Source organism: Alcanivorax sp. NBRC 102024 (assembly GCF_001602235.1).
Classification (GTDB): domain Bacteria; phylum Pseudomonadota; class Gammaproteobacteria; order Pseudomonadales; family Alcanivoracaceae; genus Alcanivorax.
In genome coordinates, this window is sequence record NZ_BDAS01000001.1 from 57,078 (window position 1) to 77,590 (window position 20,513).

Consider the following 20,513-nt stretch of genomic DNA (forward strand, 5'->3'; position numbering starts at 1 on the left):
GGCGCCCCCATGACGCACACCCCCACCGTGACAGTGCGCTTTACCCAGGCGATCAGCCAGGCGGCTCAACAGCTGGGCTTTGCCTTGCCCGCCAAACTGCAAAAGGCGGTCGGCGAACAGGACCGAGTCAGCCTGGCATTGCAGGGAGAGATCTGGGAAAGCTTCTGCGAGCAGGCCCAGGATCCACTGGTGGGAATCCAGTTCGGGCTGGCCCTGCAGGTCGGCCACCTGGATACCGTAGGGATGGTGCTGATGAGCTGCGACACCGTGGAAGACGCCCTGGATTCGCTGATGGATTACTACCCCATCGTCGGCGAAGGGGGGATCTTCTCCTACCGGGTGAACCAGGGCGAATGCGAGATTCGTTACCAACCCCAGTACAGCGTACGTCAGCCGGAACGGGTGGAGGCGGCCATGACCGCGCTGCTGCAACTGTCCCGCTGGACCACCGGCAACCAGTTACAGGCCAGCCGCATGACCTTCGCTCACCCGGCGCTGGACGACAATCGCCGCTACCAGTCCCTGCTCGGATTGCCGGTGCGATTTGCGGCGGAGCACAACACCCTGGTGCTACCCGCCAGCGACCTGACCATGCCGCTGATCCATGCCAACCCGTCCCTGTGTCATCACCTGCGCACCCTGGCTGACCAGCTGCTGGACAACCTGGGCAGCCAGTCTCTCAGTGCCACCGTCCGCGACCTGCTCCGCCAGCATCCCCATTGGGGCAAGGAAAAGGTCGCCGAGCAGCTGGCCATGAGCGGGCGTCATCTGGTGCGCAAACTGGGTGAGGAAGGCAGCAGCTTCAAACTGCTGCGTGATGCGTTACTGCAAGGGATGGCGGAGACGGAATTACAGGCCGGCACCCGGCTGGCCGATATCGCCGACAAGCTGGGCTTTTCCGATGAAAGTGCCTTTTCCAAGGCCTTCAAACGCTGGACCGGCATGACGCCGGCGCAGTACAGGGAAAAGGCAGTTAATAGTGAATAGTTAACAGCGGCGCGGGGCAGCGCCGCAGTGTTTCAAACGCAAGAGGCCGCGACCAAAGTTTGGTCGCGGCCTCCTCGCTTTCAGCAATCACAAATCATGATCGCGCAGCTATTAACTGTTAACTGTTAACTGATCTCCGGCTCATGCCAGAAATCGAACTGCTGCGGAATATCCGCCATCGCCGTTTCGAAACGCGGCTCGCGTTTTTCCAGGAAGGAGGTGAAGCCGTCGCGACCGTCCCAGAATTCATTGGACCAGTAGATCATTTTTGACTCCACCGCATGGGCCTGCATGGGGTGGGCAAAGTTGGGATTGCGCCACAGCATCTGCTTGGCCAGGGCCGCCGCCACCGGGGAGCTCTTGGCGATCAGCTTGCGGGCAATGCAGCGCGCCACGTCCACCACTTCACCCTTGTCATGGGCACTGTGGAACAGCCCCGCTGCCACGCCTTCCTCGGCCATGAAGATGTCACCGCTGATCACCCATTCCATGGCTTTCTGGATGCCCACCACCCGCGGCAGGAACCAGGAGGAACAGGCTTCCGGGGTCAACCCCCGCTGGGTGAAGACAAAGCCGATCTTGCTGTTGGCCGCCACCAGACGAATATCCATGGGCAGGGTCATGGTGATCCCCACACCAACGGCGGCGCCATTGATCGCGCCAATCACCGGCTTGCGACAGTTGTAGATGGCCAGGGACACTTCGCCACCGGAATCACGAATCTGCTCCAGGGGCGGGTCCATGCCCTCGGCTTCATCGTAGCCGAACACATTGCCGCCCTCTTCCGGCTGCATTTCCATGCCGGCACAGAACACCTTGCCGGCACCGGTCACGATCACCGCACGCACTGCGTCATTGCGGTCCGCTTCAGCAAAGGCATGGACCAGCTCATCCTTCATGCGCAGGGTAAAAGCGTTCAGCCGATCGGGACGGTTGAGGGTAATGGTAAGAATCTGTTCATCCAGATCGGTGGAAATATGCTGGTAATCCATGGAGCCTCCATCGTTATTCTTTCAGGTGCACCACCTGCACCGGTAGACCCCGAGCATACCGCGATGGCAGGGCGTCGAACATGGCGCGCAGGGTGCGATTGAGGTGGGGTTGATCATAGAAGCCGGCGGCCACCGCCAGTTCGGTGAAATTCATGCCGCTACGCCACAAGGCCAGCGCTCGCTGGCACTTGAGGTGCAGCTGATAACGCTTGAGGGATACGCCGAGCTGTTCACGAAACAGGTGCCGGAACCGGGAGGCAGACAGATTGGCGCGCTCTGCCAGGGCATCCATGGCAGGCACCGCCTCTGCGGCACGCATCCGGCGACAGGCGTCAGCGATTCGAGGGTCCAGAGGCAGGGGGTCGGCAAGCGCCCGCAGGCCCTGGAGAAAGAGCCGGGCGTTTTCTTCACTGCCGTTGCGCACCAGAGCCGCAATCTGGGCACAGCACCAGCGTTGCTGCCTGTCATCCAGGCCACCAAGACGGGACAGGGCCCGCCAGGCCGGCTCATCCGGATCCAGGTGAACCACCGCCACCGGCCCCTGACTGTTGAGACTCTGAGGCACATCCGGGGGCACCAGCACCACCTGTTGCTGGCACGGGCGGCCATCCACCGTGACCCGAAGCGGCTGGCTCAACCCCACCAACAGGGAGGCGGCCACATGCTGGTGGGGCTGGTTATCGATGGCAGGCATCACCATCAGCCAGCCACCCTGCCAGAGAAACAGAGGAGTCAGCGGCACATCCGGTGACGATGAGGCGTTGTCATTCATAACCGCCGATCATGCCCGCCCGGCCACGGGCGGGCAATGGGCGATCAGGCCGATAGACGACGGCCAACGCCCAGCTTGTGTGCCAGCTCGATGCTGACAAACATGGGGCCGACCAGAAGAAACACCAGATCATCCACAAAGGAGGGTTTCTTGCCCTCCACCTTGTGGCCCCATACCTGCACCGCCCAGGCCAGCAGCCATAGCCCTGCCGCACTCCAGGCCAAGGACAGGCCGCTGCGATCCACCGCCACGATGATCGCCAGGGACACCGCCAGCCAGCCGGCCATCAGCACGGTCATGCCCAGGGACATGCGAAAATAAAACGGCATGCAGATCGCCGCCAGCAGGGTGCCGCCGTTGACCCAATAGGCCCCGGCCCCCTCCAGGCCCAGCCATTGCCCCAGCGGCAACAGCCAGAACAGCCCGAGGGTAGAAACAAAAATAGCTGGCACACAGAGGATATGAACCCACTGGTTGACCGGGTTCTGATGACTCTCGCCATAATCGGCCAGAAAGGTTTGCAGATTACGCATGACAGCTCTCCCGAGTTGTTGTTTTGAGCTGCCATGAAAGATAGCGCCCGGCCTGGACGCGGGATTGTACGCAGGGGTCATCACTGATCGGGAACAGCGCCTGCGTCTGGCATTCCTGCTGACTGGCGGACCCATCGCTGATTCAGGACCGGGTCAGTCGCAACCTCGCCGGCTGTCCTTGAGGGCTCGCAACACCTGCTCACGGGTGAGCAACCCCACCAGAATGCCCTTGTCGTCCACCACCGGATAGATCTTGGGCTTCTGGGTGACCATCAGCTCGGCCACGTTCACCGCCGAGTCCTGCTCATGCACGGTGAGAGGCTCGCCGTGCATGAATTCTTCCACCACCAGGCTGCCCTCGCAGTGATAGCTGGATATCAGCAACTTGCGCAGACAATCCTGCTCCGACACAAAGCCCACCACCTTGTTGTGATCATCCACCACTGGCAGACCGGTGAATTTGTGCTGCAGCAGAATGTCCACCACCTCAGTCAGCTCCGTGCCGGTTTTCACCGCCGCCGGATGTTTGGCCATCAGGGACCGCACCGTTAGTTCGCTCATGGCTGTCTCCTTGGATTGAGCCTTTATTGACTATACCACTGTGCTACCGTCAATAGCCTGTCGATAGCCCATGGGGAATATCAATGGATGACGGGGTGGCTACCGGTTCCTACAATGGGCCTTGCTGAGGAAAAGGAATTGCGAATGGTATCGCCCTGTTTACGGCTCTGTGCTGCTGTCATTTTTCTGGCCCTGTCCGCCGCGGCGCAAGCCAATGGCGTTGCTGCCTGTGAAGCCGCCGGCCAGACCCTGGAGCAGCTCCAGCAGGAAAAACAGCAGCAGGCAGAAGACCTGCAACAATTGCAGCGCTATCTGAATGGTCAGGTACCCGCTCCTGAAACACTGACCCATCTGCTTGGCCAGCCCCTTGGCGAAACCGCCGCCCTGCCCGCGCCGAAACCGGCCAAACGCAACCTGCCGGACAACAAGTGTCAGGCCCTGCAAAACGATATTGATACCCTGGTCGGACAGCTGGGCCGCCAGGACCAGACACTGTATGCCCTGCGCCAGCGCTTCATCGAACTTCCCGATACCCAGCGCCAGTCTTTCGCAACCCTGGTCCGGCTCTACCAGCATCTGGAGGCACTGAGCGACGGCCAGGATGTCTCCGAACCCGCCCGACTGGCCGCCAACGTGCTCCGCGAGCATGTGCAGCAGACCTGGGCAATACTTCCCATGCTTGGGCCGTCACCCAAGCAGGCGCTGCAACAGCTGGACCAGCTCTGGTACCAGAGCCCGGCCCTGACCCCTCCGCCCCAGCCCACCGCGCAATGGCGCGACCTGCTGCGCACTCGCCTGGAAATCCAGGGTCAGCTGCGCCAGTTGCGCGCCGACCTGTGGCAGCGCCGCTCACTGTGGAGCCAGATTGATGCCATGGGCGGCCCCTCGCAGGCTCCGGCATTACTCCGGCACGAAGGCGAACGCATCGGCCAGCGATTGCTGGATACGGCCCAGGTGATCAACCTGGATTTGCAGGAAACGGCCAAGGACAAACACTTCCTGCCGCTGGTGCAGAACAGTGTCGCGCTGATTCTGGGTATCGCCGGCTTCATGCTGTTGATTCGGCTGGCCCGGCGCACCCGCCAATGGACCCTCAGCCTGCACGAGTCCGTGGTCAGTGCCAGTGGCGAGCGCCGCTGGTTGCGCAACGCCAGCCGTCTGATCAGTGGCCTGGCGCCGATGCTTCCCTGGGTGCTTTTGTGGGTGATTCTGGACCTGCTCACCGCACCACTGGACACCCCTTCCACCCGCATTCTGGTCTGGCTGTTACCGCTGGCCCGACTCTATGTCATTTACGGCTTGTTCTGTCTGATCGGTGAATGGCTGGTCATCCGGGTGGCACAAAGCGCCAACGCCTACCTGAGCAGCGACCAGTCCCGACAGGTTCACGACCACGCCCGTTTCATTTCCCGCTGGCTGGTGTTGCCCTGGCTTCCCCTGCTGGTGGTCTGGGAGAGCCTGGGCCCGTCTCTGCTCTATTACGTCTGCCTGGGCATCTTGCTGGTGGCCATTTACTGGGGCCTGGGTCGACTGCTGGCACTGCGCCCCCAGGACTATCAGCGTTGCCTGCAGGCCATTCTGCCGTCCCGGCTGGACCCGCTGGCAGAAAAACTGCTCACTCCGGCGCTGTTCTGGCTGTTTGCCCCCCTGTTGCTTCCCGTTGCCCTGGCCAGTTTCCTGGTGGGTTTTGCCGATCGGGTGCTGGTGGATTTTGACTGGTACATGCGCTTCAAGGCCCGCCTTTTCCGGCTGCGCACTCGCATCAACAATGACGAAGAAGACCCCGGCAATGAGCAGCCGGTGGATGAACATTACGAACGCTGGTTCGCCACCGGTCTGCCGGAAGGCAGCAAGACGCCCTTCGTGGACACCGGACTGGTCGCCGCCATGGAAAAAAATATCCAGCGCTGGCACGAGGGCAAGACCGACGAAAATGCCCAGGTGGTGGTCGGCGAAAAGGGATGTGGCAAAACGGTCAGCATCGACCGGCTGGAGCGGGCGCTGGCCGAAAGCTGCAAGGGCCTCAATCTGATCACGCTCACGGTGCCCGCCAAAACCATTGAGCCGGACGCCATCCTCGCCCTGATCGGTGACGCCCTGGATGTGGATCTGGCCAACGAGGGCCCGGCAGCGCTGGTGAAAAGTGACGAGGAACGCCAGCCCACCCTGGTGGTACTGGACGAGGCCCAGAATTTCTTTCTCAAGGAAATCGGTGGCCTGGAAGGCTGGCGCACCGTACTCAGCCTGGTCAATGCGCGGCTGGATAATGTGTTCTGGCTGCTGATGATCAATAACCAGAGCTGGGCCTATTTGTGCAATGTGTTCGGCCGTGATTACCAGTTCCGTAATGTGGTGAAAGTGAAGCGTTGGGGACAGACTGATATCCGCTCACTGATTCTGGCGCGCAACCATCTCAGTGGTCATCGGGTTCGCTACGACGAGGTACTGCTGTCTTCCCGGGGGCCGGAAGCCGGCAATGTCCGCAACGCGGAGCAACGCTATTTCAGCCTGCTCTGGGATGCCTGTCGCGGCAATCCCATGGTGGCCCTGCGGCTCTGGCTGACCTCGGTGAAACCCCAGGGCCGGCAGGTGCTGGTGGGGCTGCCCACGCCACCCTCAGCCAGCATTCTCGACAGCATGGGCGAGAACGCCCTGTTCGTGTATGCCGCCATCGCCACCCATGAAAATCTGACCAGCCAGGAAATCAGCCATGTGACCAACCTGCCTGGTAATGTGGTGCGCTACGCGCTCAAGGGCGGCTTTGATGCCGGTTTCCTGAATAAATCCGAAGATGGCCGCTACCGGCTGAAACCCCTGTGGTATCAGCAGGTGATCAGTTACCTGACAAGGAAGAATTTGCTCAATGAATGAAGGCAATATCGTCAATGATCTGGCGGTGGTGGTTGAGCTGTTCAACATCTACGCCCTGTTGCTGCTGTTTATCGGCGGCTTTGTGCTGTGGGCACTGAACTGGGGGATCAGCAAGGCCAGTCTGAAGATCACCGAAAAGCTGCCCACCCGGCGCTTTCTGATTCTGCAGATCACCACCCTGATCGGTTTTGTGCTCTACACCGTGGGCACCGCCGCGCTGATCATCGGCGTGCTGCAGCCCCCCAAGGAATTCATGCTGGCCGCCGGTGGTTCCATCGCCGTGGCCCTGGGCTTCGCCCTCAAGGACATTGCGGCTTCCCTGGTGGCCGGCTTGCTGCTGCTGTTCGACCGCCCCTTCCGGGTGGGTGACCGGGTCAGTTTTGATGATGTGTACGGGGAGATCGTCTCCATCGGTCTGCGCACCGTGCGCTTGCAGACCCTGGACGATAACCTGGTGACCATTCCCAACTCCCGTTTCATCACCGATGTGGTGGCCTCCGGCAACTCCGGGGAACTGGATATGATGATCGTCACCGACTTTCACGTGGGCCTGGATGCAGACCTGGACGTGGCGAAAGGGATTATTGAGGAAGTGATTGTCACCAGCCGCTATGCCTACCTGAAAAAACCGGTGTCCTTTGCCATCGAGGAAGTGGAGATCGGCGATATGCTCGCCATTCGCCTGCGCTCCAAGGCCTACGTGCTGGACGTGCATTACGAGAAGGCTTTCCAGAGCGATATTGTGGTGCGGGTTTCCCGGCGCTTTCAGGAACAGCAGATTCCTCGCCCGCGGCGCGGCGGCAGCCAGCAATAGCTGGAAGGGACGATTATTTTTTCTCGTCCCGGTTTTTCGCCAACACGTCCTCCAGCTCCTCCCGGGGCATGTAGTCCAGGTCCCAGTGGCTGGTAAAGGTCTCCTTGATACGATGCCGGCCACGGTGGAGATCCTCCGGGGTGTCTCCTTCATGGGCCGGGTGGTAGTCCCGCCGCTCCGGGTCGGGCGTCTCATCGTGAGGATCACGATTGGGGAAAAGCATGTCTTTCAGGGTCTTAAACCAGCGCATAAACACCTCCGTGGTGTCTTGCCACCGTAACACGCCTGTGCGACAGGAAAACATGAAGACCCGGGCAGGGTCAGCGGGCCCAAGGTCATCCCCCGGCCCACTCTGTCGAACCCGTTACGCTCGCCTTCAGCCGGCCAGATCCGATCGATCCAGCATCCGGGACAGCTTCTTCAAACCCTGCTTGCGCAGGAAGGTGCTGTCGCGCTTGGCCGGGTGAAAATCCCGTTTGTAATAGGCCAGGTAGGATTTACCCAGTTTTCGCAACCAACCCGGTTTGCCGAGCAACCAGTTTACGCCGCCGCGCACGGAGCGCCAGTCGGTGGGGTCGTCCATGCCCTTGCGCAGCTGATGGTAGTGGAAAATGGTGAAGCTGATGAATTCCAGGGTGGTAAACGCCATTTCCGAGGTGCGCACCCAGTAGTTACCCACCTGCTCCTGGTACACATCAAAGGCGACCGCCTTGTGCTCACTTTCTTCCACCGCATGCCATAACCAGAGCGGCAACATGCGCTCATCCATGCCCTTCAAAAAGTCCGGATGTTCCAGCATCAACTCCGCCAGCATGGCAGTGAAGTGCTCCAGCGCACAGGTCTTGGCCAGTTGCCGTTGCGGTGACAGGTGCTTGGCCATGAAGCGCATGCCGCGATTGACGAACTCATCCACCTTGCGGGTGGGGACACCCTTGGATTCCATGAAATGGTTGAAGGCATCGTGCTCGTTGCCGTGGTGGGCTTCCTGACCGATAAACCCTTTTACCTGCTCGCGCAGCAGCGGGTCGCGGAGCTGCTTCTGGTAATGACGCACGGAGCGCACAAAAAAGCGCTCCCCTTCCGGGAAGGTACAGGACAGGGCCGTCAGCAAAATGGTCTTGAACTGGTCATTATCGAACCAGTACCGGGGCATGGCCGGATCGAAGGAAAAATCCATCTTGCGGGGCTGGATATCACTGTTATTCAGTTTTTTAGGCGCGCTCGGCGACGTCACAACCGCTTTATTGTTCATGGCAAATCCTCCTGCATAGGCTCACAGTATTCGCCAGCGCAAAATGGGACACTAGTGCAGGTTGCGCCATTTCCTGTTTCCGGCGGCCCGCAATGGCCGGCAACCGCCCTGCCTTTGTGTGTTGTCACACATCCGTTGTTCCTGCCCGCCACGCTCTCCGGTCTGGCTGTCGCCGTGTCAGGCTAGCGGGTATCCGCCAGGGGAGGATCGGTCTGCGCGGACGGGACCGCGTGCACCGCCTGGTCACGACCCCGCTCCTTGGCCAGATAGAGCCCCCGGTCAGCCTGACGCATCAGGTCACGGCCGCTGATGCTCTGATCGGGACAGCGGGTTGCCACCCCCACGGACAAGGTGACCGGGTGCCAACTGTCGCCAGCCGGGCAACCGGCATTGTATTGACGCAACGTCATCACCAGCCGCCAGGCCACTTTCAAAGAGGCATGCACATCTGCACCGGGCAGCAACACGCCAAATTCCTCACCACCGATGCGGGCCACCTGATCACCACGGCGGGTGATGGCACCAGTGAGCAACCGTGCCACCCGCTTGAGCACCTGGTCGCCCAGGTCGTGGCCGTGGGTGTCATTGATGGCCTTGAAATAGTCCAGGTCCACAATCATTACCGACAGCCAGTCCTGCTGCTGGTCTGCCTTGACCAGAGCGGCTGCCAGACACTCATCGAAGGCCCGGCGATTGGCAATACCGGTGAGGGAATCCCGGGACGCCTGGGTCAGCGCCAGTTGCGCGGTTTTCTCCGCTACCGCCCGCTCTCTTTTCAGCGCCGTGGTCCGCTGGATCATCTGGGAGAGTTGATGCATGCCGCCTACCACCAGCTGCCGGGGCAACAGCTCCAGCAACCAGCAATCGAGAAACTCACCCTCACGGGCAATACGGGTGCTGGCAATGTAGCTGTCCTGCAGCGGCGCCCGCAGGTGCAGTGCCAGGTGGGAGAATGACTGGTTGCGACGCATTACGCGCAGGAAGGCATCACTTTGCGAAGGGGAGGCCAACAGACTCTTGATGCTCTGCGGAGCACTGCCGGCCAGCAACTGTCTCGCTCTTCGGTTCAGCCATTCCAGGCTACCGTCACCATGCACCACAAACACCGGCATGGATAGCGCATCGATCAATGCCCGGCAATCCGCAGAAAGTGGCATCACTCACCGGAGCGAAAATACTCCCGCCCCGCCTCCATGTCGTTACCATCCAGGGAAACCACCACATGGCAGTGACCATCGCCATTGGCAATGGCCTTCTGGATATCCACCCGGGCATAGCCGGCATTTTCGGCGGCGATCACACCGAATACATTGGACGTCATCATGCACAGGGCGGGACGGCCGATGACCTTGTCACCGAACGGGCAGCGACGGTTGCCCAGCACCAGCTGTCGCTCGTCCGCATGGATCAGATAAAAATCGCCATCGATACGACGTTTGAGATCCACCAGCACGGCGGCAATCTGGTGACGATCCAGCTGGGTCAGTTTCAGGGATTGAAGATAATGCGCGTTCAGTTCGTCGCCGATTTTCTGGCCCACCAGAGAGATAAATCCCTCTGCCTGGTCCATACCGGTCACTTCCTGCAGCGACTCGGCCAGGTAGCCCAGCAACTGGCGCAAGAATCGATCCTTGTCCAACCCGATTGATGCAACCTGAATCCGTTCCAAGTTCTTTTCCATATTTGCCCCCGTCTTCCCATGAGCCGGTGACGGGTTGGTGATACCGTCGTTGGCAGCCATCTCCCCCAATGGCTTCTTATCTATGATTCATCGCCACTACTGTGACATCAATCACACAGTCACACTCGTGTATACCATTTACCCCCATTTGTGCGCCGCCGGTCCGCTTGCCCCGTCAGAAACCGACGAATGGGAATCAAACTGTCTGACGAAGAAACAAACGGGCAAAAATATCGCCCCCACTTTTCTCCCGATACGGCTGCCAGTTTGCCGGCACCACAGGCACCTCTCCGTGACGCCGGCTTTCCACATAGACCCAGGCCTTGTCCGCCAGCAACCCGTGAGATTCCAGCGCGGCACAGGCCGGTTCCGCCAGGCCCAGATCGTAGGGTGGGTCCACGAACACGAGATCAAACTGCAAGGCACTGCTGGCCAACCACTGCATGGCATCGGCGTTGTGGATGTGGATACGATCGTCGAACAGGGGCAACAACTGACGTTTGAGATCGGCGGCCCGTTCGCGTTTTTTTTCCACCAGCACGGCCCGCTGGGCGCCACGGCTCAGGGCCTCTGCGCCCAACACCCCGGAGCCGGCAAACAGATCCAGTACCCGCAGGCCGGGCAACTCGAACTGCAGCCAGTTGAACAGGGTTTCGCGCATGCGGTCCGAAGAGGGGCGCAGATCGCCCCCCTGATCCACGAACTGCAGCCGATGACCGCGACGCTCTCCGCCAATGATGCGCACCTGCCCCTTGCTGGTAGCGCCGCCTTTGCGAGTCGAACCTCTATTCGCCACTGTCCGCGTCCTTCTCCCCGCCGTTCTCATTGTCCTGATCCTCAAGGACCTGTGGTGCCTCGGGGCCGATACTGACGATGGCCAAATCGTCCACATCCAGGGTTCGGCGGAAGGCATCGCGGATATCTTCCACGGTGACCTGGCGGACCTGGCGGTTGAACCACTGCAGGTAATCCAGCGGCAGACCGTAAAAGCCGATGGCGCCGAGCTGGCCGATAATGTCACTGTTGTCGGCGGTGCTCAGGGCAAAGCTGCCCAGGATATTGGCCCGCGCCTGTTCCAGTTGCGCCTGGCTGGGACCGTCTTCAACGAACGTGTCGATCAGGTCCAGGGTCAGGGTCAGCGCCTCATCGGCATTCTCGTTGGCGGTCTTGAACTGCACCTGGAAGGGACCGCCCGCCGCCATGGCCGAGAAGCCGCTGCCGATGCCGTACACATAACCCCGTTTCTGGCGCACTTCATCGGTGAGAATGGACGCGAAACCGCCACCGCCGAGAATCTGGTTGCCCACATGCAGCGCCACGTGATCCGGGTTGCCCCGCCAGGTGGCCTGGTTGCCCAGCAGGATATGGGTCTGGGCGGAGGGGAAATTGATGTGCTCGCGTTTCCGCTCGCTGAGTGCCTCGGCCCGGGGCAACTCCGGTGCCGCCGGCCCCGCCGGCAGTGCCGCACTGATTTGTGCGGCGATTTCCTCGGCTTCACTGCGGGACAGGTCACCCACCATGGCGATCACGGTATTACCAGCGGCGTAATAGGTGTTATAGAAATCCACCAGCTGCTGGCGCTGGATCTTCGGCAGGCTCTCCATCGTCCCTTCGCTGGGCTGGCCATAGGGGTGGTCGGCAAACACCGTGCTCATGAATGCCTTGCTGACCTGGGGGCCGGGCACCTGTTGCTCCATGCGCAGCCCCTGCATGGCGCGCGTCCGCAGACGATCCAGGGCCTCCTCGGGAAAGCTGGGCGAACCGATCACCTGATTGAACAGCGCCACCACCGGCTGGCGATATTCCGCCGCCGACAGGGTTCGCAGGCTGATGATGCCCATGTCCCGGTAACTGCTGGAGGAAAAGCTGGCGCCACGATCTTCAAAGCCCCGGGCGATGTCATCCACACTCAAGGCCTCCGCACCCTGGCCGATCAGGGCACTGGTCAGGGACGCCACCCCGGGCAAGCCGTCATCCTGGGAACTGCCCGCCGCCATCACCAGACGAATGTCCAGCATGGGCAAGGCATCGCTTTGCACAAACATGACCTTGGCGCCCTGGTCCGTCTGCCAGGACTGGATATCCAGCTGCGGCGCCTGGGGCTCGCTGGCCGCCACCTGCTTTTCCGTGGTCGGGAAGCTGGCGCAGGCGCTGAGCATCAACACCGCCACCGCAGCCCCCATGATTGCTGGTAACCGCATCATTGCTCCTCCTCCTGCGCAGGCACGACATGGGCCACGGCCAGCCGTTCCGGTATCAGCCACTGGCGGGCCACCCGCTGCACATCTTCCGCAGTGACCTTGCCCAACTGTTCCTCAAATTGCTCGGCCAGTTCGATATCCAGACCCAGGGTACTGAGCATGCCCAACTCCATGGCCTGCCCCATCACCGAGTCCTTTTCGAACACCTGGCTGGCCAGCACGCCGGCCCGCACCCGCGCCATTTCATCTTCACTGGGCAAGGTGGTCTGCAGGGTCTTGATCTGCTCGCGCAGAGCCTGTTCTACCTGCTCGAGGGTGACACCCGGATTGGGAGTCGCTGTCAGCGTAAAGGTGCCATCGCCGCGCTGGATGCCGCTGTAGCCGGCACCGGCACCGGCCACCAGCTTCTCACCGCGCACCAGATCGGTTTCGATGCGGGCACTCATGCCACCGTCCAAAACACCGGCGAGCATGGTCAGGGCGTAGAAGTCCTGCTTCTGTTCTGCGGTGACCAGGGAAGGCACGTTATAGAGCATGTAGAGGGCGGGCACTTGCACCGCCATGGCCAGATCCAGACGCCGCTCGCCAGCGGCAGGATTGACCGTCTGTATTGGCCGCGGCGGGGTGGTACCGGCGGGCAGATCGCTGAAGAAGCGGCGCACCAGCGGCTCTACCTGATCGCGGGTCACATCACCGGCGACCACCAGGGTGGCATTCCCCGGCACATAAAAGCGGTCATACCAGCTGCGCGCCTGCTCCGGCTGCAACTGGGCCAGCAGCGAACGCCAGCCGATGATCGGGTGGGCATAACCGGTACCCGGCCGGGCCACCGCCTGGAATTTTTCCCAGGCCAGGGCATTGGGGTTGTCGTCGGTACGGGTGCGGCGCTCTTCCAGCACCACCTGCAACTCCCGGTAAAACTCGTCGTCGTCGATCTTCAGGTTGCCCAGTCGCTCCGCTTCCAGTTCCAGCGCCAGCGGCAGCCGCGACGCCTCGTACTGCTGGAAATAGGCGGTGTAGTCATAACTGGTGAAAGCATTGTCACTGCCCCCATAGCGGGCCACCAGTTTGGAGAAGTCCCCCGGCCCCAGTCGCTCGGTGCCCTTGAACATCATGTGCTCGAGCACATGGGCCAGTCCCGTTTCATAGGGCGCTTCGTCGATGCTGCCGGCCTTGAACCAGACCATCACGGTCACCACGGGTGCCCGATGATCCTCACGGATCAGCACTTTCAGGCCGTTATCCAGGGTAAAGGCATGGGTGGGCAGCTCGGCCCGGGCGGTCAGACTCCAGAGAATGGCCGCCAGTGCCACCATGAGTTGTCTCATGCATTGTCCTCATTGTGTCGCCCCCGGAAGCTGCTCCCCCGTGAGCGAAGTGTTAGGATAGCCGCGCGTTCGCTGTCAGGCTGCTGCAAGCCCGCCAGACAAACGCAAAGCCTGCAGGAGGGCGCATTTTATTTATCGCCGGCCGGCAGTCTGTCGAACTCAGGCTGCCAGCATACCGGTTTACTGCCCTGTCCTTGCAGCCTCATTGCAAAGGAAGAGGCCCGATTTACCCTCTTCGCGATTGGATAAGACTGAACATGAGCGACGAAGTTTCCCGCGACGACGACAACGCCCCGAAGCCGGAAGAAAAAAAGACCGGTTTCTGGAAGCGCATGTTTACCGGTGTGGATGCCGACGAACTGAATGAGACAGGAGCCGAGCCGGAGTCGCAAGCGACCCGCCCCGGAGAGCCCCGAACCGAGCCGACGCCTCCGGCCACGCCCCAGCCGGAAGCGGCCCCTGTCACCCCGGCTCCGCAGGCTGAAAATCAGGCCCAAACGGCGGATGACAGTGACGAGGGCGGCAACTTCTGGACCCGCATGAAGCAGGGCCTGGGCAAGACCCGCAAGGGTCTGGGCAAGGGCCTGGCAGACCTGCTGGTAGGCGCCAAGGAAATCGACGACGAGATTTTCGAGGAAATCGAAACCCAGCTGCTGGTCGCCGATGTGGGCGTGGAAGCCACCGATGTAATCATCGAGGCGCTGACCGGCCAGGTCAGCCGCGAGGAACTGGTGGATGCGGATGCTCTCTATGAATCCTTGCAGAACGAGCTGCGCAAACTGTTGGTTCCGGTTGACCAGCCACTGAAGATCGACGCTGATAAAAAGCCCTATGTGATTCTCATGGTGGGCGTGAACGGGGTCGGCAAGACCACCACCATCGGCAAGCTGGCCTGCCGCTTCAAGGCGGAAGGCAAGAACGTGATGCTGGCCGCCGGCGACACCTTCCGCGCCGCCGCGGTGGAGCAGTTGCAGGTGTGGGGCGAGCGGAACGACATCCCGGTGGTGGCCCAGCACACCGGCGCGGATTCCGCCTCGGTAGTCTATGACGCCGTCCAGGCCGCCCAGTCCCGCGGCGCCGACGTGCTGATCGCCGACACCGCCGGCCGTCTGCACACCCGCGGCAACCTGATGGAAGAGCTGACCAAGGTCACCCGGGTGATGAAGAAACTGATTCCGGACGCGCCCCACGAAGTGCTGCTGGTACTGGACGCCGGCACCGGCCAGAATGCCATCCAGCAAGCCGAGCAGTTCCGCGATGCCGCCGGCGTGACCGGGTTGGCACTGACCAAGCTCGACGGCACCGCCAAAGGCGGTATCCTGTTTGCCTTGGCCAAACGCACTGGTCTACCGATTCGTTTTATCGGTGTCGGGGAACGACTGGAAGACCTGCGCCCCTTCCATGCGGAAGAGTTTGTGCAGGCGTTGTTTGAAGATGTGGCGGGGTAGCAACACCCTTCGCCAATAGCACCGTAGGAGCGGCGCTTGAGGCGCGAAGCCCGACAGTTGCGAGTTTCGAGAAGCGAGTTTCGAAAAGACAGAACCTTTTGCTTTTCGCTACTTTCAACTCGCTCCTCGCAACCCGGGCTTGTTCGCGCCTCATACCCACAGGGCACAGTGAACGCGCTTCTACAACAGCATAACTGTCCGAAGGACTCTCATGATTCAGTTTGACCGGGTCAGCAAACGCTACCCGAATGGCAAAGACGCACTCAGCAAGGTGAGCTTCACGCTCCCTGCCGGGCAGCTGACGTTTTTGACCGGTCACTCCGGGGCGGGCAAATCCACCCTGTTGAAGCTGATCATGATGCTGGAGCGCCCCACCCAGGGTCAGGTGTTCATCGAAGGCCAGAACCTGAACGGGTTCGGCAACCGCCATATTCCCCTGCTGCGCCGCAAGATCGGCATGGTTCACCAGAACCACCAGTTGCTGTTCGACCGCACCGTGTTCGACAACGTGGCCCTGCCACTGATCATCGCCGGCTACGCCCGCAGCGATATCGGCAAGCGGGTACGCGCCGCCCTGGACAAGGTGGGGCTGCTGGACAAGGAAAAGCTCAACCCCATCATGCTCTCCGGCGGCGAACAACAGCGGGTGGGCATTGCCCGGGCAGTGGTCAACAAGCCGCCGCTGCTGCTGGCGGACGAACCCACCGGTAACCTGGACCCGGCCCTCTCTGAGGAGATCATGGATCTGTTCAAGGACTTCGCCCGGGTGGGCGTGGCCGTGCTGATTGCCACCCACGACCTGAGCCTGATCGCCCGCTACAACCATCGCCTGCTGACCCTGCGTGAAGGCCGACTGATCCACGATGGCGATGAAGGGGGGCACCATGGCAGCTAACAAGGGGCCCAGGAACGCCACTCCAATCAAGGCCAACCGCCAGAAGCCGGAGCGGGTGCGCCGGGTGGCCGGCGCCCACAGTGCCCGCACCTCCCTGCAGGACCGCTTCCGCAGCTGGCGCCAGCACCATCAGGACTCTTTCCGGGATGCGCTGCAGCGGCTCAACGCGGCCCGGGCCAGCAGTGCCATGACCATCCTGGTGATCGCCATTGCCCTGGCCTTGCCCGCCGGTCTGGCGGTGCTGCTGGACAATGCCCGTGCCATTACCCGCGGCTGGGACGGCAATGCCCACCTGTCCGTGTTTCTGGACATGAACATCAGCGAGCAGCGCCAGCGGCAGCTGGCCCGGGACTGGCAGGGCCTCGACAACATTACCCGCACTGAGGTCATCACCCGGGAACAGGCGCTGGCAGAATTCAAGGCCCTGTCCGGCTTCGGCGAGGTGCTGGAAGCCCTGCCGGACAATCCGCTGCCGCCGCTGATCGTGGTATACCCGGATGAGACCGACCCGGTTACTCTCCGCGCCCTGGAAAACCGCCTGGCGGAGGCCGACGGGGTAGATCTGGTTCAGCTGGATGTGGAGTGGGTGCGCCGTCTGCACGCCCTGATCGAGCTGGGCGAACGGCTGATTTCGGCCCTCACCCTGGCCCTGGCCGCCGCCGTGGTGCTGGTGGTGGTGAACACCATCCGCCTGGCCATCGAAAGCCGCCGGGAGGAAATCGTGGTGGTGAAGATCGTCGGCGGCACCGACGGCTTCGTGCGCCGGCCCTTCCTGTACTCCGGTTTCTGCTTCGGTTTCGCCGGCGGCGCCACCGCTGTGATCCTGGTACAGGTGGCATTGTGGTGGCTGGGCGGACCCATCGACGAATTGCTGGCCCTGTACAATAGTGATGAGTCACTCACCGCCATGGCCGCATCCAGCCTGATCGTCCTGCCCGTTTTCAGTGGCATCCTCGGGCTGCTGGGCGCCTGGTTGGCGGTGGGCCGGCACCTGGGGGATATCGAGCCGAATTTCTGAGTTGCAAGCTACAAGCCTCAAGCTACAAGGCGCGGTCAAGGCCCCATATAGCCCTGCAGGCCGTGCCCGCGCCCTCACAAGAGCTGCAGCGCGAAGGCCGTGCATATCCGCTGGCACCACCATACCCTCGTGTTGCAGCTTGAAGCTTGTAGCTTGCGCCCCCCCGGAACCTTCCCCCTTCATCTGCGTCCAATTCTCTGTTCATCCCCGGTTCACATGGCCGGTCTAGACTCGATACTTGCCCATCGACTGGCTTAATCCCCGGGAACCTTTTTACCTATTAGCACTCCAATCAACCGAGTGCTAATATCATGGCACACATGGATAGACATCGGTCTTCAACGAGGAGACAACGCGCATGACAACCCCTTCCACTCAGGCACAGGCGCTTATGCTGGCAGTACCGGGTAACAACCTGGACGCCTATATGCGAGCCGTTAATGCCGTGCCGGTGCTCAGCGCAGACGACGAACAACGTTTGGCAGAACAGTATTACTACGAGCAGGACCTGGATGCCGCCCGCAACCTGGTTCTGGCCCATCTGCGGTTTGTGGTCCATATCGCCCGCAGCTACACCGGCTATGGCCTGCCTCTGGGCGACCTGGTCCAGGAAGGTAACGTGGGCCTGATGAAAGCGGTGAAGCGTTTCGACCCTACCAAGGGTGTGCGCCTGGTGAGCTTTGCCGTGCACTGGATCAAAGCGGAAATTCACGAGTACGTCATCAAGAACTGGCGCATCGTGAAAGTGGCGACCACCAAGGCCCAGCGGAAACTGTTCTTCAACCTGCGTGGCCAGAAGAAACAGCTGGGACGCCTGAGCATGGAAGAGGCGCAACGGGTGGCTGACGATCTGGGCGTTACCGCCGCCCAGGTCAAGGAAATGGAAGGCCGACTGGGCGCCTATGATGCCAGCTTTGACGGCCCCACCAGTGATGATGATGACAATACTGTGGTTTCCCCGGCCGCTTACCTGCACAGCGATAACAGCGATCCGGCGGATCTGCTGGCCGAGCAGGATCAACAGGAACGGGAAAGCCGCCAGCTGGGCTCTGCTCTGATGGCACTGGACGAACGCAGCCGCGATATCCTCGAGCGTCGCTGGCTGGCTGACCAGAAGTCCACCCTCCAGGATCTGGCCAACGAATACGGCGTGTCCGCCGAGCGAATTCGCCAGCTGGAAAACAACGCCATCAAGAAACTGCGCAATGCCATCGCGGCGTAACTCCGCAGCAAGTCACATGCAAGGCCCCTTTCTAGGGGCCTTTTTTACAGACCCCAACGCGTTCCACTAGCCCCCTGTAGGAGCGCCTCTTGAGGCGCGAACCGCCCGCCAGCGTGGAAATCAACCGCAGGGCGATCAGGAATCACAGGGCTCGACAGATTTATACAAGAACGGTTGCAATAAATTTAAGCCGTTGTTGCCTCATTGCATCCGGTTCGCACTCAAGGGGTGTTATTCGCTGCGCTCACCCTTCGGGCCGCACTGCACTACGTGCGTTACTCCGTTACGCTCCGTTCCTACAGCGGCCTTGAATATCCCGACGGCGAGATAATTCCGGTACACTATGCAACCCGAGGCGTCACCCGACATGACCGCCACAGCGGAGCAATGCATGAAAATTCTGCTCGTACTCGGCGCCCTGAACGGCGCGCTGGCCGTTATCTTCGGCGCCTTTGGTGCCCATGGCCTGAAATCCCGCGTGGACGACTCCATGCTTGCCGTGTGGTCCACCGCCAGCGAGTACCATTTCTACCATGCTCTGGCCATGCTGCTTTGCGGGCTACTGGCCAAGGCATTTGGCGCCAGCGGCATGGTCACCGCTGGCTGGCTACTGTTTGCCGGCACCCTGGTGTTCAGTGGTAGCCTGTATGTGATGGTGCTCAGCGGTCAGAAGTGGCTCGGCGCCATTACCCCGCTGGGCGGCACCGCGCTGATCATCGGCTGGCTGATGCTGGCCTGGTCCCTGTTCAAGGCAGTTTGATCTCTATCATGAAGCTTACCGTCAACGGCGATACCCTGACCCTGGATGGCACCACCATTGCGGATCTGGTGACACAACTGAACCTGACCGGCCGCCGGCTGGCCGTGGAAGTGAACCGGGATATTGTTCCGAAAAGCCAGCATGGCGATTTCACCCTGAAAGACGGTGACGTGGTGGAGATTGTCCATGCCATTGGCGGTGGCTGACACTGCCCGACCCTATTCCATTCGCAGTAACCTGACTCCGAGGCCCCCATGTCCGACCTGCTGACCATTGCCGGTAACACCTATTCCTCCCGACTGCTGATCGGCACCGGCAAATACAAGGATTTCGACGAAACCCGCGAGGCCATCGAAACCAGCGGCGCGGAGATCGTCACCGTGGCCATTCGCCGTACCAATATTGGCCAGAATGCAGATGAGCCCAACCTGCTGGATTTCATCAGCCCGGACAAATACACCATTCTGCCCAACACCGCCGGCTGCTTCTCCGCCGAGGATGCGGTGCGTTGCTGCAAGCTGGCCCGGGAGCTGCTGGATGGCCACGACCTGGTCAAGCTGGAAGTGCTGGGCGATCAAAAAACCCTGTACCCCAACATTCCCCACACCCTGAAAGCCGCCCGGGAACTGATCGACGATGGCTTCAACGTCATGGTCTACACCAATGACGACCCGATTGTGGCCAAGGAACTGGAAAGCATGGGCTGTGTGGCGGTCATGCCACTGGGCTCACTGATCGGTTCCGGGCTGGGCATTCTCAACCCCCACAACATCCGCCTGATCATGGAAGATGCCAAGGTGCCAATCATCGTGGACGCGGGCGTCGGCACCGCCTCGGATGCGGCCATTGCCATGGAAATGGGCTGCGATGGGGTATTGCTCAACTCTGCGGTGGCCCATGCGCAGAAGCCGGTATTGATGGCGTCGGCCATGCGAAAAGCCATCGAAGCCGGGCGTGAAGCTTTCCTGGCAGGACGCATGCCCCGCAAGGCCTACGCGTCTGCTTCCTCCCCGCTGGACGGTATTAGTCGATAAAAAAATGGCGCCGATCTTGGGGGAGAGTCGGCGCCAGGGGGAATGGGTTTTCAATACCATGACTTGCAGGATCATAATCCCCCTTCGTTCATCAAGATGACGTGAACTCCTCCGGGCCACGGTTTTTGCTACAATCGCCCCCCG

General features: G+C 61.1%; 21 protein-coding genes. 10 read left to right on the top strand and 11 right to left on the bottom strand.

Annotated elements, in window-relative coordinates; genetic code table 11:
- Positions 1 to 9: 9 nt before the first annotated feature.
- The gene (locus A0251_RS00290) at positions 10 to 987 is read left to right on the top strand and encodes an AraC family transcriptional regulator (protein ID WP_062814859.1); all 978 of its coding nucleotides are present in this window, start codon (positions 10 to 12) and stop codon (positions 985 to 987) included.
- 125 nt (positions 988 to 1,112) lie between these two features.
- On the opposite strand, the gene A0251_RS00295 is transcribed toward A0251_RS00290, so the two are convergent.
- The 4 genes from A0251_RS00295 to A0251_RS00310 form a co-directional block, all read right to left on the bottom strand.
- Positions 1,113 to 1,979, bottom strand: coding sequence for a crotonase/enoyl-CoA hydratase family protein (locus A0251_RS00295; RefSeq protein ID WP_062814860.1), 867 nt, complete (start codon positions 1,977 to 1,979; stop codon positions 1,113 to 1,115).
- Between the two features lie 13 nt (positions 1,980 to 1,992).
- Positions 1,993 to 2,751, bottom strand: coding sequence for an AraC family transcriptional regulator (locus A0251_RS00300; protein WP_062814861.1), 759 nt, complete (start codon positions 2,749 to 2,751; stop codon positions 1,993 to 1,995).
- A gap of 44 nt (positions 2,752 to 2,795) precedes the next feature.
- Positions 2,796 to 3,284, bottom strand: coding sequence for a DUF962 domain-containing protein (locus A0251_RS00305; protein ID WP_062814862.1), 489 nt, complete (start codon positions 3,282 to 3,284; stop codon positions 2,796 to 2,798).
- A 153-nt stretch (positions 3,285 to 3,437) separates the two neighbouring features.
- The gene (locus tag A0251_RS00310; RefSeq protein WP_062814863.1) at positions 3,438 to 3,845 is read right to left on the bottom strand and encodes a CBS domain-containing protein; all 408 of its coding nucleotides are present in this window, start codon (positions 3,843 to 3,845) and stop codon (positions 3,438 to 3,440) included.
- 144 nt (positions 3,846 to 3,989) lie between these two features.
- Here A0251_RS00310 and A0251_RS00315 point away from each other — a divergent pair, with 144 nt between their 5' ends.
- A complete protein-coding gene (locus tag A0251_RS00315; protein ID WP_062814864.1) occupies positions 3,990 to 6,716 on the top strand; it encodes an ATP-binding protein in 2,727 nt (908 codons plus the stop codon).
- Positions 6,709 to 7,530: a mechanosensitive ion channel family protein gene (locus tag A0251_RS00320; protein WP_062814865.1), complete on the top strand. Its 822-nt coding sequence runs from the start codon at positions 6,709 to 6,711 to the stop codon at positions 7,528 to 7,530. Before A0251_RS00315 ends, A0251_RS00320 begins: the two co-directional genes overlap by 8 nt.
- Before the next feature lie 13 nt (positions 7,531 to 7,543).
- On the opposite strand, the gene A0251_RS00325 is transcribed toward A0251_RS00320, so the two are convergent.
- The 7 genes from A0251_RS00325 to A0251_RS00355 all read right to left on the bottom strand — a co-directional run bounded on the left by A0251_RS00325 (position 7,544) and on the right by A0251_RS00355 (position 13,992).
- Positions 7,544 to 7,780 carry a hypothetical protein gene (locus A0251_RS00325; RefSeq protein WP_062814866.1) on the bottom strand — a complete coding sequence of 79 codons (237 nt, stop codon included), beginning with the start codon at positions 7,778 to 7,780 and terminating at the stop codon, positions 7,544 to 7,546.
- A 126-nt stretch (positions 7,781 to 7,906) separates the two neighbouring features.
- A complete protein-coding gene (locus A0251_RS00330) occupies positions 7,907 to 8,782 on the bottom strand; it encodes a metal-dependent hydrolase (protein WP_062814867.1) in 876 nt (291 codons plus the stop codon).
- A 182-nt stretch (positions 8,783 to 8,964) separates the two neighbouring features.
- Positions 8,965 to 9,939: a GGDEF domain-containing protein gene (locus tag A0251_RS00335; RefSeq protein ID WP_082810712.1), complete on the bottom strand. Its 975-nt coding sequence runs from the start codon at positions 9,937 to 9,939 to the stop codon at positions 8,965 to 8,967.
- Positions 9,939 to 10,463 carry a methanogen output domain 1-containing protein gene (locus tag A0251_RS00340; protein ID WP_062815460.1) on the bottom strand — a complete coding sequence of 175 codons (525 nt, stop codon included), beginning with the start codon at positions 10,461 to 10,463 and terminating at the stop codon, positions 9,939 to 9,941. Before A0251_RS00340 ends, A0251_RS00335 begins: the two co-directional genes overlap by 1 nt.
- Before the next feature lie 196 nt (positions 10,464 to 10,659).
- Positions 10,660 to 11,259, bottom strand: coding sequence for a 16S rRNA (guanine(966)-N(2))-methyltransferase RsmD (gene rsmD / locus A0251_RS00345; protein ID WP_231874127.1), 600 nt, complete (start codon positions 11,257 to 11,259; stop codon positions 10,660 to 10,662).
- Positions 11,249 to 12,667 carry a pitrilysin family protein gene (locus tag A0251_RS00350; protein ID WP_231874128.1) on the bottom strand — a complete coding sequence of 473 codons (1,419 nt, stop codon included), beginning with the start codon at positions 12,665 to 12,667 and terminating at the stop codon, positions 11,249 to 11,251. The genes rsmD and A0251_RS00350 overlap by 11 nt, the downstream gene beginning before the upstream one ends.
- On the bottom strand, positions 12,664 to 13,992 hold the full coding sequence (locus A0251_RS00355; protein ID WP_062814870.1) for a pitrilysin family protein: 1,329 nt from the start codon (positions 13,990 to 13,992) through the stop codon (positions 12,664 to 12,666). The genes A0251_RS00350 and A0251_RS00355 overlap by 4 nt, the downstream gene beginning before the upstream one ends.
- Positions 13,993 to 14,249: 257 nt before the next feature.
- Between A0251_RS00355 and ftsY the strand changes: the two genes are divergently transcribed.
- The 7 genes from ftsY to A0251_RS00390 all read left to right on the top strand — a co-directional run bounded on the left by ftsY (position 14,250) and on the right by A0251_RS00390 (position 20,369).
- Positions 14,250 to 15,440, top strand: coding sequence for a signal recognition particle-docking protein FtsY (gene ftsY, locus A0251_RS00360; RefSeq protein WP_062814871.1), 1,191 nt, complete (start codon positions 14,250 to 14,252; stop codon positions 15,438 to 15,440).
- 211 nt (positions 15,441 to 15,651) lie between these two features.
- A complete protein-coding gene (ftsE, locus tag A0251_RS00365; protein WP_062814872.1) occupies positions 15,652 to 16,335 on the top strand; it encodes a cell division ATP-binding protein FtsE in 684 nt (227 codons plus the stop codon).
- Positions 16,325 to 17,353 (top strand): permease-like cell division protein FtsX, encoded by a 1,029-nt coding sequence (gene ftsX / locus A0251_RS00370; protein ID WP_231874129.1) that lies wholly within the window; start codon positions 16,325 to 16,327, stop codon positions 17,351 to 17,353. Before ftsE ends, ftsX begins: the two co-directional genes overlap by 11 nt.
- Positions 17,354 to 17,711: 358 nt before the next feature.
- A complete protein-coding gene (rpoH, locus tag A0251_RS00375) occupies positions 17,712 to 18,575 on the top strand; it encodes an RNA polymerase sigma factor RpoH (protein WP_062814874.1) in 864 nt (287 codons plus the stop codon).
- A gap of 391 nt (positions 18,576 to 18,966) precedes the next feature.
- The gene (locus A0251_RS00380; RefSeq protein ID WP_082810713.1) at positions 18,967 to 19,335 is read left to right on the top strand and encodes a DUF423 domain-containing protein; all 369 of its coding nucleotides are present in this window, start codon (positions 18,967 to 18,969) and stop codon (positions 19,333 to 19,335) included.
- A gap of 8 nt (positions 19,336 to 19,343) precedes the next feature.
- Positions 19,344 to 19,541, top strand: coding sequence for a sulfur carrier protein ThiS (thiS, locus tag A0251_RS00385; RefSeq protein ID WP_062814876.1), 198 nt, complete (start codon positions 19,344 to 19,346; stop codon positions 19,539 to 19,541).
- Between the two features lie 48 nt (positions 19,542 to 19,589).
- Positions 19,590 to 20,369: a thiazole synthase gene (locus A0251_RS00390; RefSeq protein ID WP_062814877.1), complete on the top strand. Its 780-nt coding sequence runs from the start codon at positions 19,590 to 19,592 to the stop codon at positions 20,367 to 20,369.
- The last annotated feature ends 144 nt before the right edge of the window (positions 20,370 to 20,513 follow it).